This is a genomic window from Paraburkholderia fungorum (genome assembly GCF_046026025.1).
Lineage (GTDB): Bacteria > Pseudomonadota > Gammaproteobacteria > Burkholderiales > Burkholderiaceae > Paraburkholderia > Paraburkholderia fungorum_E.
Map to the genome: position 1 here is coordinate 137,533 of NZ_JAQQFL010000014.1, position 26,771 is coordinate 164,303.

The window sequence follows — 26,771 nt, forward strand, 5'->3', positions numbered from 1 at the left end:
GATTACTGTCTGTGTTCGCGAGCACTCGATAGACGAGGCCTCTTGCAGTTCATGAACATTGCACAAAGTTAAAAAAGACTTAATCCACCTAGCAGTTCCGTTTTACCTGAGATCGCCGATGATGCGCTCATCGTCCTTCTCTACTGTTCCAACATGAACCAGCTACAAGCGATGCGTGTCTTCACACGAGTGGTCGATCTCGCCAGCTTCAATCTCGCGGCGAGACAGTTAGGGATGTCCGCGGCGGCCGTCACGCGCAGCGTCGGCACATTGGAAGCGCATCTGAACATGCGCCTGCTGAACCGCACCACGCGCAGTCTATCTCTGACCGATGTGGGCCGCGAGTATCTCGACGGTTGCCGCACGATCATCGAGAAACTCGACGAGATGGAATCGAACCTGCTGGAGACGACACGTGACCCTCAGGGCACGCTGCGGATCGCGACACCAATGACGTTCGCGACGGCCGGGTTGGGCACATTGCTGGCCGCGTATCGCACACTGCATCCCCGCGTCGACTTCGACGTGACGACGTTCGATACGCATATCGATCTGGTGGAAGGCGGTTTCGATGTATGTTTCTCCGACGACCGGCGGCTTGCCAACTCCTCCCTGGTGAGCCGCACGCTGACCAGCATCGATGAAATGACGGTCGCCTCCCCTGCCTATCTGGCACGCCACGGCACCCCTCGCGATCCCGCCGCGTTGAACCGCCATGGCCTGCTGACGGTCTCCGACGGCTCGTCCCGCGCATGGGAGTTCTCGGATGCCGACGGCATCTACCGCGTCAATACCGGCAGCGCGCTCACCGCAACGAGCAGTGCAATGGTGCGCGTGGCCGCGCTCAATCACATGGGCATCGCCTTGCTGCCGCAACCGATCATTGCCGGCGATCTCGCGCAAGGCACGCTCTTGCCCGTGCTCGAGCAGTTCGAAATCAACGGCGGCCCGCGTCAGGTGTCGATTCTCTACTCCGGCCGCAATTACCTGTCGATGCGCGTGCGCAGTTTCATCGACTTCGCGGTCAGCCAGTATCGTGCGCCGGACCGCCCGGTTGCCCTGCGGGCAGTAGCCTGAGCCGGGCTCGCGCATCATGCCAAAAATACTGACGATCGAAGATGACGAGCTGATCGCCCACGACATCGTGCGTACGCTCAGCGCGAGCGGTTTCGCGGTCGACGTGGCACGCACCGGCCGCGAAGGCATGGCGAAAGTGATGGCGGGCGACTATGACGTCGTCACACTCGACCGCATGTTGCCCGACCTCGACGGCCTGACCATCGTGGCGACGATGCGGGGCGTCGGCATGGAAACGCCGGTGCTCGTCATGAGTGCGATGTCCGATGTCGATCAGCGCATTCAAGGTTTGCGCGCCGGTGGCGACGACTATCTGACCAAGCCGTTCTCACCCGAGGAAATGTTTGCGCGCGTCGAAGTGCTGTTGCGGCGCCGGCCTCGTCACGCCAAAGCTGAAACGCTGCTGCGCAACGGTGCGCTGGAGCTCGATCTGGTACGCCGCAAAGTCACTTACCGGCAGCGCGAACTCGATCTGCAACCCACAGAATTCCGCGTGCTCGAATTCATGATGCGCCACGCCGGCCAGGTGCTCACGCGCACCATGATTTTTGAAGCCGTGTGGGGCTGCCGCTTCGATCCCGGCACCAACCTGATCGACGTGCATGTAGGCCGTTTGCGCAAAAAAGTCGAGACGCCCGGCGAGCGTCCGTTGATTCGCACCATTCGCGGTTCGGGCTATCTGTTCGGCTGACACCGCTCTACTTGCAAATTTTCTGACGAAGCTTTAGCGCTGCATGCAGCGCTAAAGCCGTTGCAACGCGCGTATCGCCGCACCCGCGCACACCGCTTCGGCTTCCTAAAACTAGTTTCATTTGTTTAGTCCACGACTGTTAGGACCCGCTCTCCAGAATGCCGTTACCGGGCCCGCGCAATCGGTGCGCGCCCTAACCGCCACACGCCCGCGCAGATTCAATCGCGCCTCTGAACGGAGCAGCCTTCGATGTTAAAAATAGTCCGGTTAGCTTTGACCCGGCCCTACACGTTCATCGTGCTTGCGATGCTGATCCTGTTGATCGGCCCGCTTGCCGCGTTGCGCACGCCGACGGATATCTTTCCCGACATCCGCATTCCCGTGATCAGCGTGGTCTGGAACTACGCCGGCCTGCAACCGGACGACATGTCCGGGCGCATCGTCACCTACTACGAACGCACGCTCGGCACGACGGTTAACGACGTCGCGCATATCGAGTCGCAATCGTTTCGCGGCTACGGCATCGTCAAGATCTTCTTTCAGCCGACCGTGGATATCCGCACCGCCACCGCGCAGGTGACCTCGGTCTCGCAGACGGTGCTCAAGCAGATGCCACCCGGCACCACGCCCCCGCAGATCCTGAACTACAACGCGTCCACCGTGCCGGTTCTGCAACTGGCGTTGACCAGCAACACGCTCGACGAGCAGAAGCTCGCCGACTACGCAACCAACTTCATTCGTCCGCAATTGCTGAGCGTGCCCGGCGTGGCGATTCCAACGCCGTACGGCGGCAAGACCCGCGAAGTGCAGATCGATCTCGATCCGCAAGCCCTGCAAGCGAAAAAGCTCTCGGCCAACGATGTCGCCACCGCCCTCGCGCAGCAGAATCAGATTATCCCGGCGGGGACCGAGAAAATTGGCCGCTTCGAATACAACATCAAGCTGAACAACAGCCCGCTCGCGCTCGACGAACTGAATGCGTTGCCGATCAAGACCGTAGACGGCGCAACGATCTATATCCGCGACGTGGCTCACGTGCGCGACGGCTATCCGCCGCAAGGCAACGTGGTGCGCGTGGACGGTCATCGTGCGGTGTTGATGAGCATTCTGAAAAATGGCTCCGCGTCGACGCTCGACATCATCGCCGGCGTCAAGGCGCAATTGCCGCGCATTGAAGCGACGCTGCCGCCCGGACTGAAACTCGTGACGATGGGCGATCAATCGACCTTTGTGAAGGGCGCCGTCAGCGGCGTGGCGCGTGAAGGCGTCATCGCCGCGGCGCTCACTTCGCTGATGATTCTGCTGTTCCTCGGCAGTTGGCGCTCGACGCTGATCATCGCGGCGTCGATTCCGCTGGCGGTGCTGGCGGCCATTGCGGGTCTCGCCGCAATGGGCGAAACACTCAACGTGATGACGCTCGGCGGCCTTGCGCTCGCGGTCGGGATTCTGGTCGACGACGCCACGGTCACGATCGAAAACATCAACTGGCATCTCGAACAAGGCAAGGACGTACGCAGTGCGATTATGGACGGTGCCGCGCAGATCGTCGCGCCCGCATTCGTCTCGCTGCTGTGCATCTGCATCGTGTTCGTGCCGATGTTGCTGCTCGACGGCATCGCGCGCTTCCTGTTCGTTCCGATGGCCGAAGCGGTGATCTTCGCGATGATCGCGTCGTTCATTCTCTCGCGCACGTTCGTGCCGATGATGGCGCAATACCTGTTGCGCCCCCATGCATCGGGCGGCCATGCCTCCGGTGAACTGGCGGCGCTGATGGACCCGCATGGCGGCCGCTCGCATGCCGCGCCGTCGCGCAACCCACTGGTGCGTTTTCAGCGTGGCTTCGAGCATCGTTTCGAACGCGTGCGCAGCGTGTACCGGATCATGCTCGGTCTCGCGCTGACGCATCGCAAGCGTTTCGTGACGGGCTTCCTGCTCGTGGTCGGCGCGTCTTTCCTGCTCGCGCCGTGGCTCGGCCGCAATTTCTTCCCGAGTATCGACTCCGGCGAAATCGCGATCCATGTGCGCGCCCCGATCGGCACGCGGATCGAAGACACCGCCGCGCAATTCGATCTGATCGAGAACGCCGTGCGCCGCGCGATTCCGCCAGACCAGTTGCGCAGCATTGTCGACAACATCGGTTTGCCCAATAGCGGCATCAACCTCACCTATAACAACAGCGGTACGATCGGACCGCAGGACGGCGATATTCTGATCTCGCTGAACGAGGACCATCAACCCACGGCCGGGTTCGTGCGCACGCTGCGTGAAACGCTGCCCCGCCAGTTTCCGGGCACCACCTTCGCGTTCCTGCCGGCCGATATCGTCAGCCAGATTCTGAATTTCGGCGCACCGGCGCCGATCGATTTACAAGTGGCCGGGCCGAACCAGGCGGCCAATCATCGCTACGCCAGCGAAGTGATGCGGCGCATGCGCCTGATTCCCGGCATTGCCGATACACGCATCCAGCAGGCGTCGACCTATCCGCAATTCACGGTATCGGTGGACCGCTCGCGCGCCGATCAACTCGGCATCACCGAACAGGACGTGACCAATTCAGTGGTGGCGAGCCTCTCTGGCACAAGCCAGGTGTCGCCGACGTACTGGCTGAATCCGAAGAACGGTGTGTCATATCCGATCGTCGCGCAGACGCCGCAATACGACATGACGTCCCTGTCGAATCTCAGCAACCTGCCGGTGACGAGCAAGGGAGGTCAGGCGCAGATTCTCGGCGGCATCGCGACCATCTCGCGCGGCGTCGGCGATGCCGTGGTGTCGCACTACAACATCGAGCCGCTTTACGATGTGTTCGCGACTACCCAAGGTCAGGATCTCGGCGCCGTCGCGGCGAAGATTCAGAACATCGTCCATGCGACCGCGAAAGATGTACCGAAGGGTTCTATCGTCACGCTGCGTGGTCAGGTCCAGACGATGAATAGCGCGTTCCTCGGTTTGTCGCTGGGTCTGGCCGGTGCGATTCTGCTGATCTATCTGCTGATTGTCGTGAACTTCCACTCGTGGAGCGACGCGTTCGTGATCGTCACGGCCTTGCCCGCGGCTCTCGCCGGCATCGTGTGGATGCTCTTCACTACGCACACCCCGCTCTCGGTGCCCGCACTGACCGGCGCGATTCTCTGCATGGGCGTCGCGACCGCCAACAGCATTCTGGTGGTGAGCTTCGCCCGCGAACGGCTGGCGGTGACCGGTAACGCACTGGTTGCGGCGATGGAAGCCGGCTTCACGCGCTTTCGCCCGGTGCTGATGACGGCGCTCGCGATGATCATCGGCATGGCGCCGATGGCGCTCGGCCTCGGCGATGGGGGCGAACAGAACGCGCCGCTCGGCCGCGCCGTGATTGGCGGTCTGATCTGCGCGACTTTCGCCACGCTGCTGTTCGTACCGGTCGTGTTCAGCCTCGTACATCGGCGCGATGCGGCAGGTCACGATGCGTCGCACGATCCATCCCATCGCTCATCAAACGATCCCTCGCACGATCACTCATCATCCGAACCCGGAGTCCAACATGTCCACTGAGATCGAGATCAATTCGCCGAAGCGGCTGCGTCATCTGAAGCTGGCCGGTATCGTCGCGCTGCTGGCGGCGGCGGGCATCGTGACGAGCGGCATTGCCAGCCGCGTGCACGCGAAACAGGAACTCACCGCCTGGTCGGCCCAGCAAGCCGTGCCCACGGTGGTGGCGTACACCCCAAAACACGACCTCGACGCCCAGGCGCTGGTGCTGCCCGGACGGCTCTCCGCCTTCGTCAACGCACCGATCTACGCGCGCGTCTCGGGTTATCTGCATGCGTGGTACGCGGATATCGGCACACACGTCAAAGCCGGCCAGTTGCTAGGCGTGATCGACACGCCCGATCTCGATCAGCAACTGCTGCAGGCGCGCGCCGATTTGCAGAATTCAGTGGCGAACGAAAAACTCGCGGCATCCACGGCAAGCCGCTGGACGAAAATGCTGCAGCAGGATTCGGTTTCGCAACAGGATGCCGATGAGAAAACGAGCGATCTCGTTGCCAAGCAGGCAACGGTAGCGGCCGCACAAGCCAACGTGCGGCGTCTCGAAGCGCTCGAATCGTTCAAGCGCATCACCGCGCCGTTCGACGGGATCGTCACCGCGCGCACCACCGATATCGGCGCGCTCATCAATGCGGGCGGCGGCAACGGGCCTGACCTGTTCACGGTCTCCGACGCGCGCCAGTTGCGCGTCTACGTGAGCGTGCCACAGGACGAGGCGGCCGCCATCAAGCCCGGCATGACCGCGACTCTCACCGTGCCCGAACGGCCCGGCGTGAAGTTCAACGCCAAACTCGTCGACACCGACGACGCGATCACGCCCTCCTCGGGCACCTTGCTCGTGCAACTCGCCGTCGACAATCAGGACGGCTTGCTGATCCCCGGCGAATACACCGAGGTGCATTTCGCGCTGCCGACCAACTCGCATGCGCTATCGATCCCCGCCAGTTCGCTCATCTTCCGGCAAGCCGGCTTGCAGGTCGCGGTGGTCGGCAACGACAACCGCGCGGTGCTGAAATCGGTCTCGATCGCTACCGATCTCGGCACGCACGTCGAAATCGCGTCGGGCCTGAATCCAACCGACCGCGTGATCGACAATCCGCCCGACTCGCTCGCTTCCGGCGACGAGGTACGGCTCGACAACAATCCGGCCGGTACGACGGACACGTCGCTCGCCGAACGGCGGCCGGCGGAGCGCGCTCATGGATAAACGCCGCATCTGCATCGCGTTGGCGGCCGCGGCGCTGGTGAGCGGCTGCTCGTTCGCACCGACCTACCAGGCACCCGCAACCAGCATCCCGACGACCTTCAAGGAGGGCGGCGCCTGGCAGCTCGCGAGACCCGCCGACCGCGTACCGCGCGACGCGTGGTGGAGCGTATATCGCGATCCCGTACTCGACCATCTCGAAGTTCAGGTAGCGGCCGCCAATCCGGACGTGGCCGCGGCGATGGCGCGCCACGACGAGGCCACCGCCTATCTGTCGCAAGCCCGTTCGGGTCTGTTTCCGACCATCGGCGCCGAAGCCTCGGTCGAGCGCCAGCGGCAGTCGGATAACCGCCCGCTGCGCGGCGCGGGTCAGCCTTCAGTGTACGGAACGAATACGGTCGATGTGGGCATCGGTTACGACCTCGACCTGTGGGGCAAGATCCGCAACGAGGTTTCGGCGGGCCGCTCGGCGATGCAGGCGAGCGAGGCCGATCTCGAATCGGTGCGTTTGAGCTTGCAGGCGAATCTGGCCAGTGCGTACTTCAATCTGCGCGGGCTCGACGAACAACAGCAACTGCTCAACGATACGATCGACACCTATCAGCACGCACTCAAACTCACGCTGAGCCGCCACGCGGGTGGTATTGCATCCGATCTCGACGTCTCGCGCGCGCAAACGCAACTCGACACCGCGCGCGCGTCCGCCGACGACATCGCCGCGCGCCGCGCGCTGTACGAGCATGCGATCGCCAGCCTGACCGGCACGCCCGCGTCATCATTCACACTCGCACCGGAGATCGAAACGGCGTACCTGCCGTCGATTCCAGCGGGCGTGCCTGCGGCACTGCTGCAACGGCGCCCCGACATCGCGGCCGCCGAGCGGCGCGTCGCCGAGGCCAATGCGAAGATCGGCGTGGCGAAGGCCGCGTTCTTCCCCGATATTTCCCTCGGTCTCGACGGTGGCTATCAAAGCGACACGCTTTCGCCCTGGCTGATGGCGCCGAACGAAATCTGGTCCGTCGGGCCAAGCCTGGTGCTCACGCTATTCGACGGCGGCCGCCGTGAAGCGATTACGCAACAGGCGCGCGCGAAGCTCGCCGAGAACGGCGCGAAGTACAAGGCCGCCGTGCTGCTCGCGTTCCAGCAAGTCGAAGACAACCTGGCCCAGCTGCATCATCTCGGCGACGAGGCCACGCAGCAAAACAAGGCGCTGGTTGCCGCGCAACGCACGTTGACGCTTTCGATGTCGCGCTATCGTGACGGCGTGGTCAGCTATCTGGACGTGGTAACCGCGCAGACCACCGAACTCACCACGCAGATCGACGCATTGAACCTCACTACGCGGCGCCTGCTGGCCTCGGTGGGGTTGATCGAGGCGTTGGGTGGCGGTTGGTCGCCGGACGGCGCCACGGGCACGCCTGCCGTTCAGGCGGCCGGCGCGCAAGTGACGCATCCCGGTCCCAGCGTACTCGCGTCCGCGGATTGAATCTGTCACTGGGTCGGGCAAAACCATAAAAAACGTCGCCGGTTCATCACCGGCGACGTTTTTGTTTCGGGCAAACCTAACGCAGCTTGCGGTGTGCCTGCACCGCTTAGAACCGATGTCGCATGCCCAGTGCCACCACGGCTTGCCGATCGCTCGACGAAGCCGCCAGCGAATAGATCGACGCATTGCCCAGCACCGCGATACCGTCCGCGCCCGACACATGCTGATACACGCCTTCCAGATACACATCGGTTCGGCGCGACAACGCGTAGTCCGCCTGCAACATGAACTGGTTCCACTTCGGCGCGACGCTCTTGCCGTCATCGCTGAAATGTCCGTCGGTGAATGTGTACGAACCGCCCAGCGTGAATGCCGGCGTAATCGCGTAACGCGCGTTCAGTTCATAGTTATTGAAGGTCAGCATATCGCCGTTGAGCGTGGAGTACGCACCGCCCTGGGTGATCTGATGCGGATCGTCGAGCATCGTGCGCGTGAAGACCAGACCGACGCTCGCCGCGCCGTACGCATAGCGGCCCGCCGCACCGAGGATACGTTGGCGCGCGCCGGTAAAGGTCGCATCGCCGTCGCTGCTGCTCACCGCGCCGCCGGTATTGCTGGGTTGATTGACCCCGCCCGGCTGGTTCACCTGCAGATAGGCGAGCGCCAGATTGAACGGACCGCCCGCCCATTGCGCGCCGAAGCTATAGGCATTGTTGTTGCTGACACCGCCGGCCGCATTACTGAAGGCATAGGCGGCGCCGACCGTGACGCCGTCATACGTTGCGCTGCGGAATTTCAGCGCGTTGTTCATGCGCAGATCGTTGTTCAGGTTGTCGTTATCGAACGGATGGTCGGCGATATTGCCGCCGAAGCCCGAGCCCGTCGCCGACAGCGGTGCGACGAAATCGACGAGGAAGTCGTATTGTCGGCCCATCGTCACGGTGCCCCACTGTTTGCTGGCGATACCGACCCACGCCTGGCGGCCGAACTCGTCGCCGCCGTTGGAGAGCTTGCCGCTGTCGATATTAAAACCGTTTTCCAGATCGAAGACCGCGCTCAGGCCACCGCCCAGATCCTCGTTACCACGCAGGCCCCAGCGGTCAGTACTGACATTGCCGCTCTCCATCATCCAGTTGCTTTTTCCGCCAGAGGCCGTTTTCTGATTGCTGATGTAGTCGATGCCCGTATCGAGGGTTCCGTAGAGCGTGACGCTGCTTTGCGCGTGCGCCGCCGCGCCCAGGGTGCTTGCCAATGCGACGAGTGTGGTTGCCAATGCTTTGTTCATGTTTGATTCCGGGTAAGAGAAGGCGCCGGTCCGCGCATTGACGGACCGATCCCGCACACCGTGCGGGTAGCCGCAATGTAGATTTGCGCGATGACATACCCGTGATCAAAACCGGCCGATTCATGAAACGTTTTTTATGTTCATGACATGTCGCCGAAGGACCCTTAAAACATTGCCATGCCGACGCTCGGACGGATAAATATCTTTTCATGCATACACCGCCGAACCGCTAAAGCCAGGTGACTATCCTTCTCATCAACCGATCCACGAATGCATTGCGGTTCGCGTATCGGCCCCAACCAATCTGATTTGTGAGGATTACGAACATGAAATCTCTGACGCTCGCCATCGTTTTCATCGGTGCAACCGCAACGGCTTCCGCTTTCGCTCAATCGACCACGGCCCCGGCGCAACAGAACGCCATGCCGGCGATGCAGGTGGCGCAGAACAGCACCTCCGCGGTTACCGCTGGGGGATCGTGGGTGGCGCCTTACGGTCAGGCGACTGCCGGAAAGACACGCGCGCAGGTTTATCAGGAACTGGTGCATGCGGAGAAGGACGGCCAGCTTGCGTATCTGAACTCGACTCTTTACGCACACTGATTCAGGTGGACGACGATGGCCGGATGAATGATTTCAGCCGGCTCTATCGTTGACCGCTCCGCCCCGTCTTCTCGCCCTGAAAACATCAATGACCCTGCGCACCGCGATCAAACGATCTGTCTCCTTCGCCGTTGCCGCTGTCGCAGCCGGACTGCTGTTATCCGGCTGCGCAACGTCGACGACACCTACCAGCGCCGACAACTGTGTCGGTCCACCGAGTTACTGCAACGTTTATTTTGGTTCATGAACAAAAAAGAGCGCGCTACCCTTTCGGGCAGCGCGCTCTTTCACTTGATGCGGGTACTTTAGAACGAGTGTCGAATACCTACCCGGCCGACCACCTGCTTGCCGTCGGATGACGGATCGAAGCCGGCAATCTGCGCGACGGCGCCGCCGCTGGCCTTCTGCAACGCCGCGAGCGCGTAGATGGCAGTGCGCTTGGACAACTCATACTCCGCGCTCAGGTTGAGCTGTTGATACTTCGGCTCCTGATTCGTTGCGTGATCGCGGCCATCCGTGTAGGTGTAGCCGGCTGCGAGATTGAGCTGACTGGTAGCCGCAAAGGTACCGGCAATTTCATAGTTCTGGAATTTGACGTCTTGTCCCGCATCGCCTTGCTGGAAATCGACGTTGGTGAAGTTGCCCATCACCTTGAACTTGCCGACCTGATAGGAAGCACCGGCGGCAAAGATGCCCTGGCTACGCGCATTGGCCAGATAGTTGCCGTACACCGCGTTGGTGTAACCCGAGCCGTTCTGATAACTCTGCACCGACTGTTCCGGATCGTTGACACGCAGATAGCCCGCCCCCATCGAGAATGGTCCATTCGTATACGATGCGGCCGCGCTGTAGGCGGAGTTATTCGAGAACTGCCCGGCCTGGCCACCAAACGAATAGAGTGCTTCGCCCGTGAAGCCACCGATGGTGGGACTCGTGTACTTCACCGAATTGCTGACAGCGAAGCCGTTATCGAGGTTATCCATGTCATTGGGGTGGGAGAAATACCAACCACCGTAGCTATCGTTGAGCGAGAACGGCTCGATGAGATCGACGACCGGATCCCACTGCCGCCCGAGCGTGACGGTACCGGCCGTTTGACTGGCGAGGCCGACGTAGGCGTTACGCGAGAAGGCGAGGCCACTGCCCAGGCTACCGTTTGTCGAATTGAAGCCGCTTTCCAGATCGAACACGGCGGAGAGACCTGAGCCTAGATCTTCCTTTCCTCTGAGACCCCAGCGGCTCCCTGCGCTGACGCCGCTGGCCATTTGATAGAGATGGTTACCGTTGACGTTGCTGGCGAAGTCGATACCTGTGTCGAGCAGACCGTAGAGCGTGACGCTGCTTTGCGCATGCGCGGCGGAAACGGCACCGGCGCATAGGAGTGCTCCGGCCAAGTGTGTCAGCTTCATCTTTTGTTTCATGAATCACCTTTCATTTAAATAAGGATGCCTTGAGGAATTGTGTGACCACGGGGTGAATATATCGAGGTCAGAAATGGGCGTGGCTGCAAGACAGAATTTCAGATTTTTTGTTGGGTTTTCATTGGGGAGTGTTGACCCCAAGGGGATGGATGCCTGCGGCGCTTCGGTTTGGTTTTTTGCTTATGGCGTTGGGGGGGCCTTGTTCTGGATTCTTTGGCCTTTCCTTGATTTGATATTGGTGTGTTGGCGTTGCCTTGTTCTGACCTCTCTGGCCTTTCCTTGTTTTCTTAGTGGTCTATTAGCGTTCCCCCTGTGCGGGGGGGCACCTACTTTTCTTTGCCTGCCGCAAAGCAAAGTAGGCAAAAGAAAGCGGCTCACACCGCTAGTTCTTAAGCGGGTCCCCTGGCTTGGAGGAGGCAGTGGTGCATCTGGAATCCGTGTCCCCCGCACACTCCGCGTGAGCGACAAGGCACTCATCAGCTCCCACTCCGCACTACGTGCGTCGCGGACGGGTCTGCATGGGAAACCAGAGGCTTCGTTGCGCGAGGCGGGAACCATCGGCTTCGCCTCGGCAAAATGCCGAATGCGGCGTGAGCGCGAATGGGCAGCGGGCGGTTTGCGAAATGGGCGTCGGTGCGCGCAGCGCCGCCGGAAGTATGACGGCCTTGTCACTAGAGCGGAGTGTGCGAGAGCACGGATTCCAGATGCACCACTACCGTGGCTGTGCGGGGGACCCGCTTATGAGCTGGCGGGTTGAGCCGCTTTCTTTTGCCTACTTTTCTTTGCGGCAGGCAAAGAAAAGTAGGTGCCCCCCGCACAGGGGGAACGCTAATAAACCAATATCAATTCAAGGAAAGGCCAAAAAAACCAGAACAACGAAAGACCAGCACCATAAGCCCACAAACAAACGCCGCACAGGCAAAAAAGACATCAAGAAACAGAAACCTGATACCCAAACCGACTAACAGTCTCAATCCTCACCTCAGGCACATCCTCCGAAAGCTTACGCCGCAACCTCGAAACAACAAGGTTGACACTGGAAGGATCCACATCTTCCTTCTCAGGCCACGCATAGCGAATCAACTGATCCCGAGCCACCGGCGCATTAACCTGCCTCATCAAACATTCAAGCAAAAGAAACTCACGCCGGGTAACGGCAACCCGCCTAACACCACAGACCAGCTCACGCGTAGCCGCATCCAAAGCAGGCCCCCCAACAGCAGACAAAACAGAAGCAGCAGAAGCGGTAGCAGAAACAGAGCCACCACTCCTCGCCCCCCCAACCCGCTGCAAGGCAGCCATCCTCTCATGCATTTCAATGAACGAATAAGGCTGGCAAAAACACGCATCCGCGCCGGCGCGCAAAATCCTGGTGCGATCCTGAGCGGTAGCCGCACCCAGCACGGCAACAATCGCCGCACCACTCCCAGCAGCAGCAAACTCCCCAATAAACCCCTGCAAGGAAGAATAAGACCCAACCTCAAGCACCATCAGAACAACCGCATCGAACGGTTCCTGCGAAGCAAGAAAAACCCCATCCCGCAGATCATCGGCCCGTTGCAGACTATGGGCGCTCTCTTGCAGCGCCTTGAAAAGCCATGCAGCTTCCGGATGAGAAGGCCCAACGAACAGAACGCGCATTCACCACCCTGTCAGGATAAAGAGAGCGCACAAGCTCATGCCAGCGTCCTCGACCAGCATTCGATCGAGATCCTCGTGCCAGGCTGCGCATTACCGATCTTCATCGTGAAGTCATGCACCCGCATCACAGCCGAAACAATGCTCAACCCGAGCCCCGATCCGGCCAGGTGCCGCGTACTCTCGCCACGATAAAACCGCTGTAAAACCGCATCGCGTTCATCCGCGGCAATGCCCGGCCCGTTATCGACAATGTCCACCTGGGGCCCCGCCGAAGTCTGCCGAAGCTCCATACGCACCAAGCCACCTTCAGGTGTGAACTTGATCGCGTTATCCATCAGATTGCTCAGCGCTTCGAACAGCAACGCACGATCGCCATGAATCGCATCGACCGATTGCGTGTGCACGGATAACTGAATCAAACGGCTCTCGGCGAGCGGTTCGTATAGCTCTGCCACTTCCTGCACCAGCGTCTCCAGTTGCACCTCACCGAATCCACCGCGCCGTTGCAGCGTGCCGATCTCGGAGATACGCAACATCGCGCGAAACCGGTCGAGCAATCCATCGGTCTCGATCCGCGCACGCTCCACCAGTTGCGATAGCGCGGGCGCGTCGAGCGCATCGGTGTGCTCCGCCGCATGCGCGAGCAAGGTTCGCACATGCGCGAGCGGCGTGCGCAGATCGTGGGCGATGCCATCGCACGCGCCTTTGACTTCGTTCATGAGGCGCTCGACTTCCGCGAGCATGTGGTTCACCAGATGCGCGAGCATATCCACTTCGTCGCGTCCGCCAATCGGCAGTCGCTGCGCGAGATCGCCTTGTGCAATGCGCTGCGTGACGCGCCGGATCGCTTTCAGCCGGCGCATCTGCCGCACACTCAGTGCGAGCCCGCCTGCCACACCCGCCAGCAGGCACACAATGCCGCCGCCCACCAGCGCGTTGATGATGGTCTCGCGAATCCGCAGGATGTGCGTCAGATCGCGGCCGATCACCAGCGTCGACCCGTCCTTACGCCGCTCGGCCATGGCGCGGACTACCGGCACCTGGTCGTTGCGTCCCTTCGCGAGCGCGAGATCGAGTGTCTTGCCGGTGCGATTGGTCGGCAGTTGCGTCGGATAGGCGAGTACGTCGCCCGCCAGCAGGCGGCCGTCGGCCGAGAACAGGCCGTAGTAGTTGGTGTGCATGCGCTCGTGTTCGATACGCCGATGAATCGCGTCGGCAAGGCCGGAATCCGGCACTGAATCGAAATAGACCAGTTGCCAGTCCATCACCACGTCGGTCTCGCGCTCCATGTCGCCGGTCACGGCCCAGCCGATGTAGCCCAGCAACAGCATCACCGAAAGCGAAAAGATAACCGCGTAGATCGATAGCAGGCGAAAGGTGGTGGAATGCCAGCGCCGCCCGAGCGCAGATTGAGCCGGGAAGGTTGTGTCCATCAAAAGGGTCTGCTCATGCGAGGATATAACCCGAGCCGCGCACGGTCTGAATCATCGGCGTAACGCCGGGTGGGTCGACTTTTTTGCGCAGACGGCCCATGTGCACGTCGATCAGATTGGTGCCCGGGTCGAAGTGGTAGCCCCACACCGCCTCGAACAGCATGGTGCGCGTGATGGTTTGTCCCGCGTGCCGCATCATGAATTCAAGCACGCGATATTCGGTGGGCAGCAAGACGATCTCTTCGCCGTCGCGCTGCACCTTGCGGGAAATCAGATCGAGTTCGAGCGGACCAACCCGCAGATGCGTTTCGAGCGGCGTGGCCGGGGTCTGACTGCGGCGCAACAGAACTTCGAGACGCGCGGTCATTTCCTCGGGATCGAACGGCTTGGTCAGATAATCGTCGCCGCCGGCACGCAGGCCGCGCACTCTTTCGTCCACATCGCCCAGCGCGCTCAGCATCAGCACCGGCGTTTGAATACCGATGCTGCGCATGGTGGTGAGGATCGTCAAACCGTCCACACCCGGCAACATGCGGTCGAGCGTGATCACGTCGTAGTCCTCGCTGATCGCGCGCGCCATGCCGTCGCGGCCGTTGGCCACCCAATCCACGGTGAAGCCGCGACTTTTCAGCTCCCCGACAATTTCATTCGCGGTAATTTCATCGTCTTCGATCGTCAATACTCGCGACATGATCATTGCACGCGCCACCAGCTCTGCCGATGCAAGCGGTGGGCGCGACCGGTTATCAGTAGGAAGACATGATGCCATATTCGGCTTGCGCGTTCAGAGTACGGGCGTGCGATTCGACGGGTGTCGCCGCTTTGCCTCAGTGCCTGCCAGCAGGCTACGCGCGCTCGCATGGCGGATGAACATCCGCTTCATGAAGAAAAATTTAAGTTCGCCGCCGGGTCGCTGAAAACGGGTGGCCGAACGATAAAACATATTTCATTTTCCCGACGCCGCTTCGGTAGGCGGCCTCAACTAGCCTACTGCCATCCCGCTGTTTTCCCTGCGGTCCGACTCGAAACTTATCGTGGATGGTATGAAAATGAAACTCGCAACCAGAACACTCGTCTCCACTCTTCTGCTGATCGGCAGTGCATCAGCGATGGCCGCGCCGGGTCTCACACAACAGCAATGCAACGACTACCCGTTCAGGCAGCTCAAAAGCGAAGTCACGCACAAGCAGTTGATGAACGAACTCGGTGAACTGGAAGCAGTCGGCTACAGCCCGAGCAACGACGACGACGAATACCCAAGCGATCTTGAGCAGGCTGAGCAGAAACTGCAGGCCGAATATCGCGCGGACTGCGCGCCGGCCGCGCATGCGTCCACAACCGCTGCGCAAACGCCGGGCGGCGCAGCGCCCACGGCGGCAGCAAATCAGCCGGCTGGCTGAACGCCACGTTCGACGCTGACGGCGGCAGCGCTCTCGCGCCACGTGGCCGCCGTCGCGTCACCGGCCATTCGTCAGCTGGCCGCTTTCGCTCGCCGCCCGCCGTGCGCGCCGGTCGTGACGCTTGCGGCGCAGTTCCGCGAGCCGCCGTCTGCTATATGTGAGCGAGGCGACCGCATGAAACGCAACCGGTGCAAATACGAGGCCGAACAGCGTGGCGGCCAGCACGCCGCCGAACACGCCGGTGCCGATCGAGCGGCGGCTTTCGGCACCCGCTCCGCTCGACACCACCAAGGGCACGACGCCGAGCAGGAACGCCGCCGAGGTCATGACGATCGGCCGGAAGCGCGCGGCCGCGGCCTCGGTCACGGCACGCGTCAACGGCAAACCCCGGCGATATAGATCGCCTGCGAACTGCACGATCAGAATCGCGTTTTTCGCCGCGAGGCCAATGACGGTAATCATGCCGACCTTGAAATACACGTCGTTTGGCATGCCGCGCAGCAGCACGGCCGCAACTGCGCCAATCAAACCGAGCGGCACGACCATCAGCACGGCAAGCGGGATCGTCCAGCTTTCGTACAAGGCAGCCAGCGCCATGAACACGGCCAGCAGCGACAAGCCGATCAGCAACGGGGTCAGTTGTGCCGCAGCGGTTTCTTCACGCGCCGCGTCAACCCAGTCATACGAGACCCCGATTGGCAGCGAAGCGGCGAGCCGCGCCATCTCGGCCATGGCCGCGCCCGAACTGTAGCCAGGCGCCGCGTGACCGCTCACGTCGAGCGAGGGGTAACCGTTGTAGCGGCTCAGCATCACCGGGCCGATGGACCAATGGCGCGATGCGATCGCCGACAGCGGCACCATGCCGCCCGTCGAGTTCGGCACGGAGAGCGCCATCAGATCGTCTTCGGTCATGCGGGTGGCGGCGTCGGCGGAAATCATCACCCGGCGCATCCGCCCACCGGCAGGAAAGTCGTCGATATACGTCGAGCCGAAGGTGCTGCCCAGCACATCGGAGATACGCTCAAACGGTACGCCGAGCGCGTACGCTTTTGCACGGTCGATGATGAGTTCGACGCGCGGCGCATCCGGCAGATCCTCCGAATGCACCGACGCCAGCACCGGGCTCGCCTTGGCCTGTGCGAACAGTTGCTCGCGCGCGGCTTTCAGCGCATCCAGCCCGACCCCGCCGCGATCTTCGAGGCGGAACACGAAACCGTCCGAATGCCCGAGCCCCGGCACGGAAGGCGGCAATTGCGCCTCCACATCGCCGTCGAGAATCTTGTCGAACTTGTCGTTGAGCCGGTCACGCAAAGCCATCGCATCCGTGTCGCGCTTGCCCCAGTCTTTCAGTTCGACGAAACCCATCGCCACGTTCTGGCCGCTGCCGGTAAAACTCCAGCCGATCACACTGGTGACGTGCGCAATCGCGGGCTCCGTGTGCAGGATATTTTCCATCCGCTGGACCACGGCAAGCGTACGCGCCTGCGTCGCACCGGCCGGCAATTGCACCATCACCTGCAACTGGCCCTGGTCCTCGCTCGGCAGAAAACCGCCGGGCATTTGCCAGTAGAGCACCCCACACAGCCCGACCAGCACGACATAAACGGCCAGCATGGGTCCGATCCGGCGCAGCATACGCGCGGTCAGCCCCCGATAGCCGCTCGCGGCGCGATCGAATCCCAACGTGAAGCGGCTCGCCGCGCGCGCCGCGAAACCGAGCGGGCCGCGGCGGGCATCGCGTTCGCGTACCGGATGCTTATGCGCTTTCAGCAGATTCGCGCACAGCGCGGGCGTCAACGACAAAGCCATGAACGATGAGATCAGCATCGATGCGATCATCGACACCGCAAATTGCCGGTAAATGCCACCCACCCCGCCGGGGAAAAACGCCATCGGCACGAACACCGCCGTCAACACCGCGGTCACGCCAATGATCGCGCTGCCGATTTGCGACATCGCTTTGCGGGTCGCCTCACGCGGCGGCAAACCCTCCTCTTCCATCACGCGGTGCACGCTTTCCACCACCACGATCGCATCGTCGACAAGGATGCCGATGGCGAGCACAAGGCCGAACATCGTAAACACGTTGATCGACAGGCCGCAGGCATACATCGCGAGAAACGCGCCCATCAGCGTGACCGGAATCACCACCGTCGGCACCAGCGTGTAGCGCAGATCGCGCAGGAACAGCCACATCACGAAGAACACCAGCACCACCGCTTCTGCCAGCGTGGCGAGCACTTCCCGAATCGCGATCTGCACGAAATGCGCGTTGTCGAACGGAATTTCGACGGCTACGCCGGGCGGCAGGGTTCTGGATAGTTCGGCCAGGCGCGCGCGGATCGCGTTGGAGGTCTCCAGCGCATTGCCGCGCGGCCCGAGTTGAATACCGACGGTCGCCGCGGCCTTGCCGTTCAGGCGGGAATAGTACGAGTAGTTGTCGCGCCCGAGTTCGACCCGCGCGACGTCCCGCAATCGCACGGCCGATCCGTCGGGTAGAGCCTTCAACACGATCTGTCCAAATTCGGCGGGCGAGATGAGTTGCCCCTTCACACTCACCGAGGCCGTCAATTGCTGCCCGGGAACAAACGGCGCGTCGCCCAGCGTGCCGGCGGTTACCGTGGCGTTCTGTGCGGCGATCGCGGCGTTCACTTCCGTGGCGCCGAGACCGTATTCGCGCAGCTTCATCGGATCGAGCCAGATGCGCAGCGCTTCGTCGGCGTCCCACAACTCAGCCGCACCGACGCCCGGCGCGCGCTTCAGTTCGCGCAATACGTAGCGGCTCAGGTAGTCGCTCAGTTGCACGGAATCGCGCGAGCCATCCGTCGACGTCAGCGCGACCAGCATCAGGAACGTATTGGCCGCCTTGAAGACGCTAATGCCCTGCTGCACGACCTGTTGCGGCAAGCGCGGCTCGACCTGCTTGAGACGGTTCTGGATGTCGACCAGCGCGAGATCCGGGTTGGTGCCCGGCGCAAAGGTCGCGTCGATCTCGAGGTTGCCGAGGTTATCGCTGGTCGTTTCGTAGTACAGCATATTGTCGGCGCCATCGAGACTTTCCTCGATGATGCTGCCGACGTTGCCATCGACCACTTCCGTCGCCGCCCCCGGATAGGTCGCGCTGATCACGATACGCGGCGGCGCGAGACGCGGATACTGCGCGACAGGCAACTGCGGAATGGCAAGTGCGCCCGCCACCACGATGGCGAGCGCAACAATCCATGCGAAGACCGGGCGGTCGATGAAAAAAAATGGCACGCAATAGTCCGTTCAGATTGACTGGAGGCGCGGCGCGTCAACGAGGCGGGCCATATGCAACACGTCGGCCAGTATGCCGTCGCGCATGGCAAAACCGCGCGAGCGGCCTTCTTCGACAAAGCCGAACTTGCGATACAGCGCAATCGCCGACACATTGTCGGAAAACACCGTGAGGTCGATACGGCGCAAACCGAGCGAGGCATCCGCGCAATCGGTCAGCCCTTGCAGAAGCGCCGAGCCGACACCGCGCCCATGATACGCGTCATGCACCGCCAGGCCTAAGTGCGCGCAATGCGCGCGGCTGGGTCGATGAACCTCCAATCCCGCGTGGCCGACCATGCGCCCGCCAACAGTCGCGCACACGTTCACGCCGTCTTTGAGACGCCGCTCGTACCATGCCTTGAGTTGCTCTGTGCCGCGGTAACCAACCGACAACGTGCCGCGCCGCACGCCGGGCAAGCTCATGATGTCGGCGAACGCGTCCATGTCGGACGATTCGAGCGCGCGAATCGTAATACGATTATCGAGTGCGGCGTCATGCTGAACCGGTTCTTCTTTCATGATCTTATTCCGCTGCGATGTGGGCGGCGGCTGGCTCGATGCCGGCTGTCGATGCCGTCGTCATCCACGGCGGCGCCTCGCGCAGCCGCGCCATGAAATAGCAGTCGATCAGCACGCCACGGCGCAACACCGCGCCACGTTGATGCGCTTCGATCTCAAATCCAAACTTGCGATAGAGCGCGAGCGCCGCATGGTTGTCGGTGAAGACATGCAACTCGAGACGGCGCAGACCGAGCCAGTTGTCCGCCAGATCGAGCAGTTCGGTCATCAACGCATTACCGATGCCGCGCCGCTGCCATGCGTCGTGCACGCCAATGCCGAGCGATGCGGCATGCGCGCGGCGCCCTTTAAACGGCGTGAGCTCCGCTTCGCCGACCAGCGTGTCGCCGAGCGTCGCCGCGATCGCGATCTCGGGCGGCGCGAGTTTTTCGAGGTATTCGCGCGTGCTGGCAAGCGTCTGAAACGGCACGTGCGGGTTGCCGTTCACCACGCCCGGCAACTGCAGCATGGCATGAAATTGCTCCACGTCCGAAACACGCAATGCGCGCAGCTTCAAACCTCCGGGTAAGCCCTCCGAACTGCTTGTTGTTCTTATGTCTTGATTCATAGGCTCATAACGTCAATTCGAATGACCTCGCCAGGATGCCGGGCAATTGCATGCCGCCCGTGGCGCGCTCGCCCCATGTCGAGTCGCTCAATAGCAATTGCGCTTGCGAGCCGAGTTGTTCGAGTTCGCTGCCGAGCAGGCGGTACAAACTATCGTCGAAACGCATGGCCTCAAGCGGCGCAACGATCTGCCCGTTCTCGACCCAGAAGGTCGCGAAGCGCGTCATGCCGGTCAGGCGGCAATTCATCCGGTCGGAGAAATTCACATACCAGAGATTGCCGATATAAAGACCGGTATCGAGTTTCGCCAGCACGTCCTCTTCCCGCAGATCGCCCGCTTGCATCGAGAGCGCCGCCGGCGACTCGCTCGCCAGTGCACCGTTGGGCGTCAATCCGTACTCGCGCGCGCTGCGTGCACTGGTGAGGCGTTCGGCGCTGCGGCCGGCCTGAATCAACGGGACGCTTTCGCGCAGGTAGCCGTCGTCGTTGAAGCCGGGTGTAATGCCGAGATTCAGATCTTCGCTGATCGTGACGCGCGGGTCGACTACGATTTCTCCCACATGCAGCTTGTACAACTCGCTGCGCGAACTCGCCTGGGCGCGGGCGGAGAAACCGCTCCATGCGGTCACGCCGAGCAGTTCAGCCAGCGCTTCGGGCGCCAGATACGAGCGATAACGCCCCGGCGCCAGGGTGCGTGGCGTGCGCGCGAGCACGGACAGGCGCACGGCGGCCTGCTCAACCTTGTGAGCAAAAACAGCGTCGCTCCAGTCGTCGCCGGCGTAAGTTGTTTTGATCGCCCGGCCGCTCGGGTCGTAGAGCGACCAGCTGAAATTGAAGTTATCGACTTCGTACCAGCCACGGCTGCCGCCCGTGGACGCGAAGCCGCGCACGATCGTGCCACCCGCGTAAAAACCCACGAAATCCAGCCCGTGCGCGCATTCGGCAACGGTGCGCAACAAGCTGCCCGGCTCCGGCAGCTTGCCCGAGCGTTGCGTGGCGCGCTGCCACTGCGACGTGTCGATCAACAGATGCGGGTCGTCCGCCGCACCGCGCAGACTTTCACGCAAGGTGGCGAGCGCCGTGCTCACATCGTCCAGATCCTGTTGCAGTTCGCCGCAGACGGTCAGCGTCGAATAGGCCTGCCGTGCGCCGTCGATCAACCGCAAGGTCAGCTTGCCTTGCGACACACTGCCGATCTGCCGCACCCGGCCTACGTTGAAGCGGATAAAGTCGGACTGCTCGCCCGCAAATGAACTCAGCGTGGTTTCGGCGCCTTGCTGCAAGCGCTCGATAGCATCGGCCAGCGCGGTGAAATGCTGCTGCCAGTCGATCGACGCAGCGGCGCGCGAGGAGATGAATTGACTCATCAGGCGCCTCCGAACACGTCGATGTTGCTGAACACACAAGCCGGCGAGGCGTGACCGACGCGAATGATCTGCGCCGGTTCGCCCTTGCCGCACATGGACGTGCCGTACACCTCGCGCGTATCGGCGTTGCCCACCGCGCTCAGGCTACGCCAGAAATTCGCCGAAATGCCGCGGTAATTCGGCTGTTTGACGACCTGGGTGAGCTTGCCGTTTTCGATCAACTGGCCGAACTCGCAGCCGAACTGGAATTTGTTGCGATGGTCGTCGATCGACCAGGACGTATTGGTGCGCATCAGAATGCCGTGTTCGATGTTGCCGATCATCTGTTCCAGCGAACGCTCGCCGGGTTCGATGTTCAGATTCGCCATCCGGTCGATCGGCGGGCGGTTCCAGTTCGACGCGCGCGAATTCGCCACGCCCGCCATGTGCGCGCGTTGCTGCGAAAGCGCGCCGCCGAGCGGACGTTCGAGCACACCGTCGCGAATCAGGTATTGCTTGTGCGCTTCGGTGCCGTCGTCGTCGAATGCGTACGCGGCGGCTTCCTCGCGCAAATCCGGGTCGAAGGTCACGTTCAGCAGTTCCGAACCGTAGCGGTACGAGCCGAACATTTCTTTCTTGACGAAGCTCCAGCCGGCGAAGTTGCGCTCGTCGCCGAGAATGCGATCGAGTTCGAGCGGATGGCCGATCGATTCGTGAATTTGCAGCATCATCTGATCGGGCATCAGCAGCAAATCGCGCTTGCCCGACGGGCAATTCGGCGCGGCCAGCAATTGCAGCGCTTCGTTCGCCACACGTGCGCCCGAGCCGTCGAAGCCGAAGCGCGCCAGCACTTCCATGCCACCCTGCCCCAGCGTGCCGTAGTTGCCACCGAGGGTACGCACTTGCGTATCGCCGTCCGCGTGGGCAGCCACGCTCAACTGCGGCATCACGAACTGGAACCGTTGCTCGATCCGCACGCCGTCGCCGGTCATGTAAAGCTGATCGGTATGCGTGATCTGCACGGCCGCGACGCGCTCGACAATGCGGGCATCGAGATTCGCGCCCGCGCATTCCACACTGAGACGATCCAGCCATTCGGCGCGGCCCGGCAACGCATGCTGCGCATTCGGCGACACATAGTGGCCGCTCACGGCAGGGCGCGCCACCTCGCGATGGTCGATCAACGACAAGGCAGCGCTTGCCTCAGCACGAGCCGTGGCGAGATCCAGCGCCTGCTGCAAACCGGCGGCACTCAGGTTCGCGGTAGCCGCATAGCCGGCTCCAGCGCCCACCCAGGCAATCAGCATCGCGCCACGATCGCGCACCGTACGCATGGGTTGCGCGATATCGTTGCGAATCTCATGATCGTCGATCTGTTCGTCGACAATGCGCAGCGACCAGAACGCCGCGCGGCTCGTAAGCGATCGGGCGGCTTGCGCCCAACGTTCGTCAATCATTAGCGGTTCCCGTAGGAGTCTCGGTTGCACCCGCCGGCGACACGATCAGCGACGACGCGAGCAACGACTGGGTATAAGGATGCGACGGCGCGTGCAACACATCGAGTGTGTCGCCCGCTTCAACGATGCGTCCTGACTTCATCACGATCACGCGATGCGCCATGGCCCGCATCACCGCCAGATCGTGCGTAATGAACAAATAGCTAAGCTTGTACTTTTTCTGCAGATTTGTCAGCAGATTCAGCACCTGTTTCTGGATGGATACGTCAAGCGCGCTGGTGGGCTCGTCGAGCACCAGCAATTCCGGCTCGACCGCCAACGCGCGCGCAATCGCGATACGCTGGCGCTGGCCGCCGGAGAACTCGTGTGGATAGCGCAGCATGGCGTCCGCGGGCATGCCCACTTCTTCCAGCAAGCCACCCACACGCGCGCGCCGCGCCCGGGCGTCCATGTCGGGCTGATGCATGGTCAGGCCTTCGCCGACGATCTGTTCGACCGTCATGCGCGGCGACAATGAGCCGAACGGGTCCTGAAACACGACCTGCATGCGCGAATACAAGGCCCGGCGGGAACGCGCGGTTTTCAGGCTGGCAAGCGGCAAACCGTCGATGTGGATATGACCGGCCGCCGGTTGCTGCAAGCCGAGCACGGTTGCCGCCAGCGTCGATTTACCCGAGCCCGACTCGCCGACGATGCCCAGCGTCTCGCCGCGCCGCAAGCTCAGGTCGACGTCGTGCACCGCCCGGAACCGCGAGCGCCCGAACAGTGACCGCCAGCCCTTCGCGGACGTGCTGTAGTCAACGGCGAGTCCCTGCACATCGAGCAAACACCGCGCACCCGGTTCGACCGGCGCCACAGCACGCTGCGGTTCGCTGTCGAGCAGGCGTCGGGTGTAGGGATGCTGCGGGTTGGAGAACAGGGCTTCGGTTGTATTGGTTTCGACCAGCACGCCCTTTTCCATCACCGCGACGCGCTGCGCGAAGCGCTTCACCAGATTCAGGTCATGCGTGATCAGCAGCACGGCCATGCCGCGCTCGGCGGCCTCCTGCTCCTGCAATGCGATCAATAGATCGACGATCTGCTGACGCACGGTGACGTCGAGCGCAGTGGTCGGCTCATCGGCGAGCAGCAGCCGTGGCCGGCACGCCAGCGCCATCGCGATCATCGCGCGCTGCCGCTGTCCGCCGGACAGTTGATGCGGAAAACTGTCGATGCGCCGTTCCGGCTCGGGGATACCCGTGCGCCTGAGCAACTCGATACCGCGCCTGCGCGCCGCATTCGGCCTCAAGCCCTCATGCAGGCGCAAACTTTCGGCGATCTGCTTGCCGATGGTAAAGAGCGGATTGAGCGCCGTCATCGGTTCCTGGAACACCATCGCCACGTCGGCGCCGCGCAGGCCGCGCATCTGCTGCTCGGTTTTCTGCAGCAGATCCTCGCCGTCCAGCAGCATGCGGCCGCTCAGATCGGCATGCTCGACAAGGCGCAGGATCGACAACGCGGTGACGCTCTTGCCGGAGCCCGACTCGCCAACGAGCGCGACGCGCTCACCTCGCGCGATCGAGAGGCTGAGTTCATGCACCGCGATCGTGTCGCCGAAACGCACCGAGAATCGATCGATCTCGAGCAGCGGCCGGTTGGGTTTGACTTCGTTCATCGCGGACCTCCACCGAACGCCGAGCCGCGCTTGCGGGTGTCGAGCGCATTGCGCAATGCATCGCCCATGAAGGTCAACAGCAGCAAGGTAATCACCAAGGCGGCGAAGGCCGAAATCGAAATCCACCAGGCGTCGAGATTATTCTTGCCTTCCTGAAGCAATTCGCCAAGGCTCGGCGTCGGCGGCGGCACGCCCAGCCCGAGGAAGTCGAGACTGGTCAGCGAGAGAATCGCCGCGCTCATGCGGAACGGCAGAAACGTGATCACCGGCGTCAGGCTGTTCGGCAGCACATGGCGCCACATGATCTGCCAGTTCGAAAGACCCATGGTGCGTGCCGCTTTCACATAGTCCAACGAGCGGTTGCGCAGGAACTCGGCGCGCACGTAGTCGGACAGCACGAGCCAGCCGAACATCGAAAGAAGAATAAAGAGCAGCCAGAGCGTCGGCTCGAAAATCGACGCGAAGATGATCAACAGGTACAGATCCGGCATCGAACTCCAGATTTCGATCAGGCGCTGGCCGATCAGATCGGTGCGTCCGCCGTAAAAACCCTGCACCGCGCCCGTCAATACGCCGATCACGACGCCGGATACCGTGAGCGCCAACGCCATCAGCACCGAGAGCCGGAACCCGTACAGCAGCCGCGCAAGCACGTCGCGCCCGTACTGGTCCGTGCCGAGCCAGTTGCTCCTGGTGGGCGGTGCCGGGTAGGGATGAGCGGCGAAGTAGTCGATCGTGTCGTAGTGAAAATGATTCGGCGGATAGATCGCAAAGTTACCGTTCGATTCGAGCCGTGAACGGATATACGGATCGAGGTAATTCGCGCGGGCCGGAAAATCGCCGCCGAAAATCTTCTCCGAATAGTCTTTCGCAATCGGAAAGTAATAGTGCCCGTCGTAACGGACGAGCAACGGACGATCGTTGGACAGCACCTCGCCGAACAGGCTGATCACGAACAGCGTGACGAAGATCACGAGGCTCCAGTAACCGAGCCGCTGCCCCTTGAAGCGCAGCCATGTACGCCGCCAGGGAGACGGCGACGCCACGTGCGCCGCGCCGGACAGCTCAGCGGTCCAGGCGGTTGAATTGGATGCGGGGGTCGACGAGGACATAGCAGACGTCAGCAATGAGTTTGGTTACGAGAGCGATCAGCGTGAACAGAAACAGTGAGCCGAGCACGACCGGATAGTCACGGCGAATCACCGAGTCGTACGAAAGTTGGCCCATGCCGTCGAGCGAGAACAAGGTTTCAATCAACAGATTGCCGTTCAGGAAGGCGCCCACGAATGCCGCCGGCAAACCGGTCAGCAAAGGAATCGCGGCATTGCGCAGCACGTGTTTCCACAGCACGTCACGCTCCGGTGCGCCTTTGGCGCGCGCGGTCAGGACGTATTGGCGTCCAATCTCCTCGAGGAAGGTGTTCTTGGTCAGGATCGTGACAATCGCGAAGTTGCCGACCACCGAAGCCGTGACCGGCAGCACGATGTGCCAGAGGTAATCCAGCAACTTGCCGAAGGTACTGAGGTCGCTAAAGTTATCCGAGGTGAGGCCGCGCATTGGAAACACCTGCCAGAAGGTGCCGCCGCCGAACAGCATTAGCAGCAGCACACCCAGCACGAAACCAGGAATCGCATAGCCGGCCAGCACCAGCACGCTGGTCACCGTATCGAAGCGCGAGCCGTTGCGCACCGCTTTCGCAATACCCAACGGCACCGATATCAGATACGTGAGCATCACCGTCCATAAGCCGAGCGTGATCGACACAGGCAGCTTCGATTTGATGACGTCCCATACGCTGTCGTGCTGGTAGTAGGACCGGCCGAGATCGAAACTCGCGTAGCGCCTGAGCATCAGGACGTAACGCTCGAGCGGCGGTTTGTCGAAGCCGAATTGCTTCTTGATCTGCTCGATCTGCTGCGGATCGACACCCTGGCTGCCGTGATAACCACCGCCACCCGCCCCCGCCTCTCCGCCACGGCCAGCGCCGTGGCGGAGTTGCGTCATCACCTGTTCGACCGGCCCACCCGGCACGAATTGCGTGACGACAAAAGTGAGCGTGACCACGCCGAGCAAGGTCGGCACCATCAACAGTAATCGTCTGAGAATGTAGGCAAGCATGCT

The 26,771-nt window shown here is 61.9% G+C and carries 20 protein-coding genes; 7 read left to right on the forward strand and 13 right to left on the reverse strand.

The window, feature by feature from the left end; translation table 11 throughout:
• Positions 1-153: 153 nt before the first annotated feature.
• The 5 genes from PQR67_RS17495 (at position 154) to PQR67_RS17515 (ending at position 7,986) form a co-directional block, all read left to right on the forward strand.
• Positions 154-1,077 (forward strand): LysR family transcriptional regulator, encoded by a 924-nt coding sequence (locus tag PQR67_RS17495; RefSeq protein WP_120347792.1) that lies wholly within the window; start codon positions 154-156, stop codon positions 1,075-1,077.
• 16 nt (positions 1,078-1,093) lie between these two features.
• Entirely contained in the window at positions 1,094-1,768 is a 675-nt protein-coding gene (locus PQR67_RS17500; RefSeq protein WP_408461603.1) for a response regulator transcription factor, read from the forward strand.
• Between the two features lie 249 nt (positions 1,769-2,017).
• Positions 2,018-5,299, forward strand: a complete 3,282-nt coding sequence (locus tag PQR67_RS17505; protein ID WP_408461605.1) for an efflux RND transporter permease subunit — start codon at positions 2,018-2,020, stop codon at positions 5,297-5,299.
• Positions 5,289-6,503 carry an efflux RND transporter periplasmic adaptor subunit gene (locus PQR67_RS17510; protein ID WP_408461607.1) on the forward strand — a complete coding sequence of 405 codons (1,215 nt, stop codon included), beginning with the start codon at positions 5,289-5,291 and terminating at the stop codon, positions 6,501-6,503. The genes PQR67_RS17505 and PQR67_RS17510 overlap by 11 nt, the downstream gene beginning before the upstream one ends.
• On the forward strand, positions 6,496-7,986 hold the full coding sequence (locus tag PQR67_RS17515; protein ID WP_408461609.1) for an efflux transporter outer membrane subunit: 1,491 nt from the start codon (positions 6,496-6,498) through the stop codon (positions 7,984-7,986). Before PQR67_RS17510 ends, PQR67_RS17515 begins: the two co-directional genes overlap by 8 nt.
• 106 nt (positions 7,987-8,092) lie before the next feature.
• Here PQR67_RS17515 and PQR67_RS17520 read toward each other — a convergent pair whose 3' ends face one another.
• Positions 8,093-9,271 (reverse strand): porin, encoded by a 1,179-nt coding sequence (locus tag PQR67_RS17520; protein WP_408461611.1) that lies wholly within the window; start codon positions 9,269-9,271, stop codon positions 8,093-8,095.
• A 326-nt stretch (positions 9,272-9,597) separates the two neighbouring features.
• Here PQR67_RS17520 and PQR67_RS17525 point away from each other — a divergent pair, with 326 nt between their 5' ends.
• Positions 9,598-9,873, forward strand: coding sequence for a DUF4148 domain-containing protein (locus tag PQR67_RS17525; protein WP_408461614.1), 276 nt, complete (start codon positions 9,598-9,600; stop codon positions 9,871-9,873).
• 305 nt (positions 9,874-10,178) lie between these two features.
• Here PQR67_RS17525 and PQR67_RS17530 read toward each other — a convergent pair whose 3' ends face one another.
• The 4 genes from PQR67_RS17530 to PQR67_RS17545 form a co-directional block, all read right to left on the reverse strand.
• Positions 10,179-11,282, reverse strand: a complete 1,104-nt coding sequence (locus PQR67_RS17530) for a porin (RefSeq protein ID WP_408461617.1) — start codon at positions 11,280-11,282, stop codon at positions 10,179-10,181.
• A 942-nt stretch (positions 11,283-12,224) separates the two neighbouring features.
• Positions 12,225-12,935: a response regulator transcription factor gene (locus PQR67_RS17535; RefSeq protein ID WP_408461620.1), complete on the reverse strand. Its 711-nt coding sequence runs from the start codon at positions 12,933-12,935 to the stop codon at positions 12,225-12,227.
• Positions 12,936-12,970: 35 nt separating this feature from the next.
• Complete coding sequence (locus PQR67_RS17540) at positions 12,971-14,368, reverse strand: HAMP domain-containing sensor histidine kinase (protein ID WP_408461623.1); 1,398 nt, start codon at positions 14,366-14,368, stop codon at positions 12,971-12,973.
• Between the two features lie 13 nt (positions 14,369-14,381).
• The gene (locus PQR67_RS17545) at positions 14,382-15,059 is read right to left on the reverse strand and encodes a response regulator transcription factor (RefSeq protein ID WP_408461727.1); all 678 of its coding nucleotides are present in this window, start codon (positions 15,057-15,059) and stop codon (positions 14,382-14,384) included.
• A gap of 358 nt (positions 15,060-15,417) precedes the next feature.
• On the opposite strand from PQR67_RS17545, the gene PQR67_RS17550 reads away from it, so the two are divergent.
• Positions 15,418-15,768 (forward strand): DUF4148 domain-containing protein, encoded by a 351-nt coding sequence (locus tag PQR67_RS17550; protein ID WP_408461626.1) that lies wholly within the window; start codon positions 15,418-15,420, stop codon positions 15,766-15,768.
• A 57-nt stretch (positions 15,769-15,825) separates the two neighbouring features.
• On the opposite strand, the gene PQR67_RS17555 is transcribed toward PQR67_RS17550, so the two are convergent.
• The 8 genes from PQR67_RS17555 to PQR67_RS17590 are packed head-to-tail and all read right to left on the reverse strand — an operon-like array spanning position 15,826 to position 26,768.
• Positions 15,826-19,026: a multidrug efflux RND transporter permease subunit gene (locus PQR67_RS17555; protein WP_408461628.1), complete on the reverse strand. Its 3,201-nt coding sequence runs from the start codon at positions 19,024-19,026 to the stop codon at positions 15,826-15,828.
• Positions 19,027-19,038: 12 nt separating this feature from the next.
• Positions 19,039-19,587: a GNAT family N-acetyltransferase gene (locus PQR67_RS17560; RefSeq protein WP_408461631.1), complete on the reverse strand. Its 549-nt coding sequence runs from the start codon at positions 19,585-19,587 to the stop codon at positions 19,039-19,041.
• 4 nt (positions 19,588-19,591) lie between these two features.
• The gene (locus tag PQR67_RS17565; RefSeq protein WP_408461634.1) at positions 19,592-20,194 is read right to left on the reverse strand and encodes a GNAT family N-acetyltransferase; all 603 of its coding nucleotides are present in this window, start codon (positions 20,192-20,194) and stop codon (positions 19,592-19,594) included.
• Between the two features lie 4 nt (positions 20,195-20,198).
• Complete coding sequence (locus PQR67_RS17570) at positions 20,199-21,560, reverse strand: TldD/PmbA family protein (RefSeq protein WP_408461637.1); 1,362 nt, start codon at positions 21,558-21,560, stop codon at positions 20,199-20,201.
• Positions 21,560-22,996, reverse strand: coding sequence for a TldD/PmbA family protein (locus tag PQR67_RS17575; RefSeq protein WP_408461639.1), 1,437 nt, complete (start codon positions 22,994-22,996; stop codon positions 21,560-21,562). Before PQR67_RS17575 ends, PQR67_RS17570 begins: the two co-directional genes overlap by 1 nt.
• On the reverse strand, positions 22,989-24,650 hold the full coding sequence (locus PQR67_RS17580) for an ABC transporter ATP-binding protein (protein WP_408461641.1): 1,662 nt from the start codon (positions 24,648-24,650) through the stop codon (positions 22,989-22,991). Before PQR67_RS17580 ends, PQR67_RS17575 begins: the two co-directional genes overlap by 8 nt.
• On the reverse strand, positions 24,647-25,762 hold the full coding sequence (locus tag PQR67_RS17585; RefSeq protein ID WP_408461644.1) for an ABC transporter permease: 1,116 nt from the start codon (positions 25,760-25,762) through the stop codon (positions 24,647-24,649). The genes PQR67_RS17580 and PQR67_RS17585 overlap by 4 nt, the downstream gene beginning before the upstream one ends.
• A complete protein-coding gene (locus PQR67_RS17590; RefSeq protein ID WP_408461646.1) occupies positions 25,716-26,768 on the reverse strand; it encodes a microcin C ABC transporter permease YejB in 1,053 nt (350 codons plus the stop codon). Before PQR67_RS17590 ends, PQR67_RS17585 begins: the two co-directional genes overlap by 47 nt.
• Positions 26,769-26,771 lie beyond the last annotated feature (3 nt).

Bases quoted from the DNA above. Each gene is read 5' to 3' on its own strand.
- PQR67_RS17495 (WP_120347792.1), top strand. From the start codon at position 154: ATGAACCAGCTACAAGCGATGCGTGTCTTCACACGAGTGGTCGATCTC.
- PQR67_RS17500 (WP_408461603.1), top strand. From the start codon at position 1,094: ATGCCAAAAATACTGACGATCGAAGATGACGAGCTGATCGCCCACGAC.
- PQR67_RS17505 (WP_408461605.1), top strand. From the start codon at position 2,018: ATGTTAAAAATAGTCCGGTTAGCTTTGACCCGGCCCTACACGTTCATC.
- PQR67_RS17510 (WP_408461607.1), top strand. From the start codon at position 5,289: ATGTCCACTGAGATCGAGATCAATTCGCCGAAGCGGCTGCGTCATCTG.
- PQR67_RS17515 (WP_408461609.1), top strand. From the start codon at position 6,496: ATGGATAAACGCCGCATCTGCATCGCGTTGGCGGCCGCGGCGCTGGTG.
- PQR67_RS17520 (WP_408461611.1), bottom strand. From the start codon at position 9,271: ATGAACAAAGCATTGGCAACCACACTCGTCGCATTGGCAAGCACCCTG.
- PQR67_RS17525 (WP_408461614.1), top strand. From the start codon at position 9,598: ATGAAATCTCTGACGCTCGCCATCGTTTTCATCGGTGCAACCGCAACG.
- PQR67_RS17530 (WP_408461617.1), bottom strand. From the start codon at position 11,282: ATGAAGCTGACACACTTGGCCGGAGCACTCCTATGCGCCGGTGCCGTT.
- PQR67_RS17535 (WP_408461620.1), bottom strand. From the start codon at position 12,935: ATGCGCGTTCTGTTCGTTGGGCCTTCTCATCCGGAAGCTGCATGGCTT.
- PQR67_RS17540 (WP_408461623.1), bottom strand. From the start codon at position 14,368: ATGGACACAACCTTCCCGGCTCAATCTGCGCTCGGGCGGCGCTGGCAT.
- PQR67_RS17545 (WP_408461727.1), bottom strand. From the start codon at position 15,059: ATGTCGCGAGTATTGACGATCGAAGACGATGAAATTACCGCGAATGAA.
- PQR67_RS17550 (WP_408461626.1), top strand. From the start codon at position 15,418: ATGAAACTCGCAACCAGAACACTCGTCTCCACTCTTCTGCTGATCGGC.
- PQR67_RS17560 (WP_408461631.1), bottom strand. From the start codon at position 19,587: ATGAAAGAAGAACCGGTTCAGCATGACGCCGCACTCGATAATCGTATT.
- PQR67_RS17565 (WP_408461634.1), bottom strand. From the start codon at position 20,194: ATGAATCAAGACATAAGAACAACAAGCAGTTCGGAGGGCTTACCCGGA.
- PQR67_RS17570 (WP_408461637.1), bottom strand. From the start codon at position 21,560: ATGAGTCAATTCATCTCCTCGCGCGCCGCTGCGTCGATCGACTGGCAG.
- PQR67_RS17575 (WP_408461639.1), bottom strand. From the start codon at position 22,996: ATGATTGACGAACGTTGGGCGCAAGCCGCCCGATCGCTTACGAGCCGC.
- PQR67_RS17580 (WP_408461641.1), bottom strand. From the start codon at position 24,650: ATGAACGAAGTCAAACCCAACCGGCCGCTGCTCGAGATCGATCGATTC.
- PQR67_RS17585 (WP_408461644.1), bottom strand. From the start codon at position 25,762: ATGTCCTCGTCGACCCCCGCATCCAATTCAACCGCCTGGACCGCTGAG.
- PQR67_RS17590 (WP_408461646.1), bottom strand. From the start codon at position 26,768: ATGCTTGCCTACATTCTCAGACGATTACTGTTGATGGTGCCGACCTTG.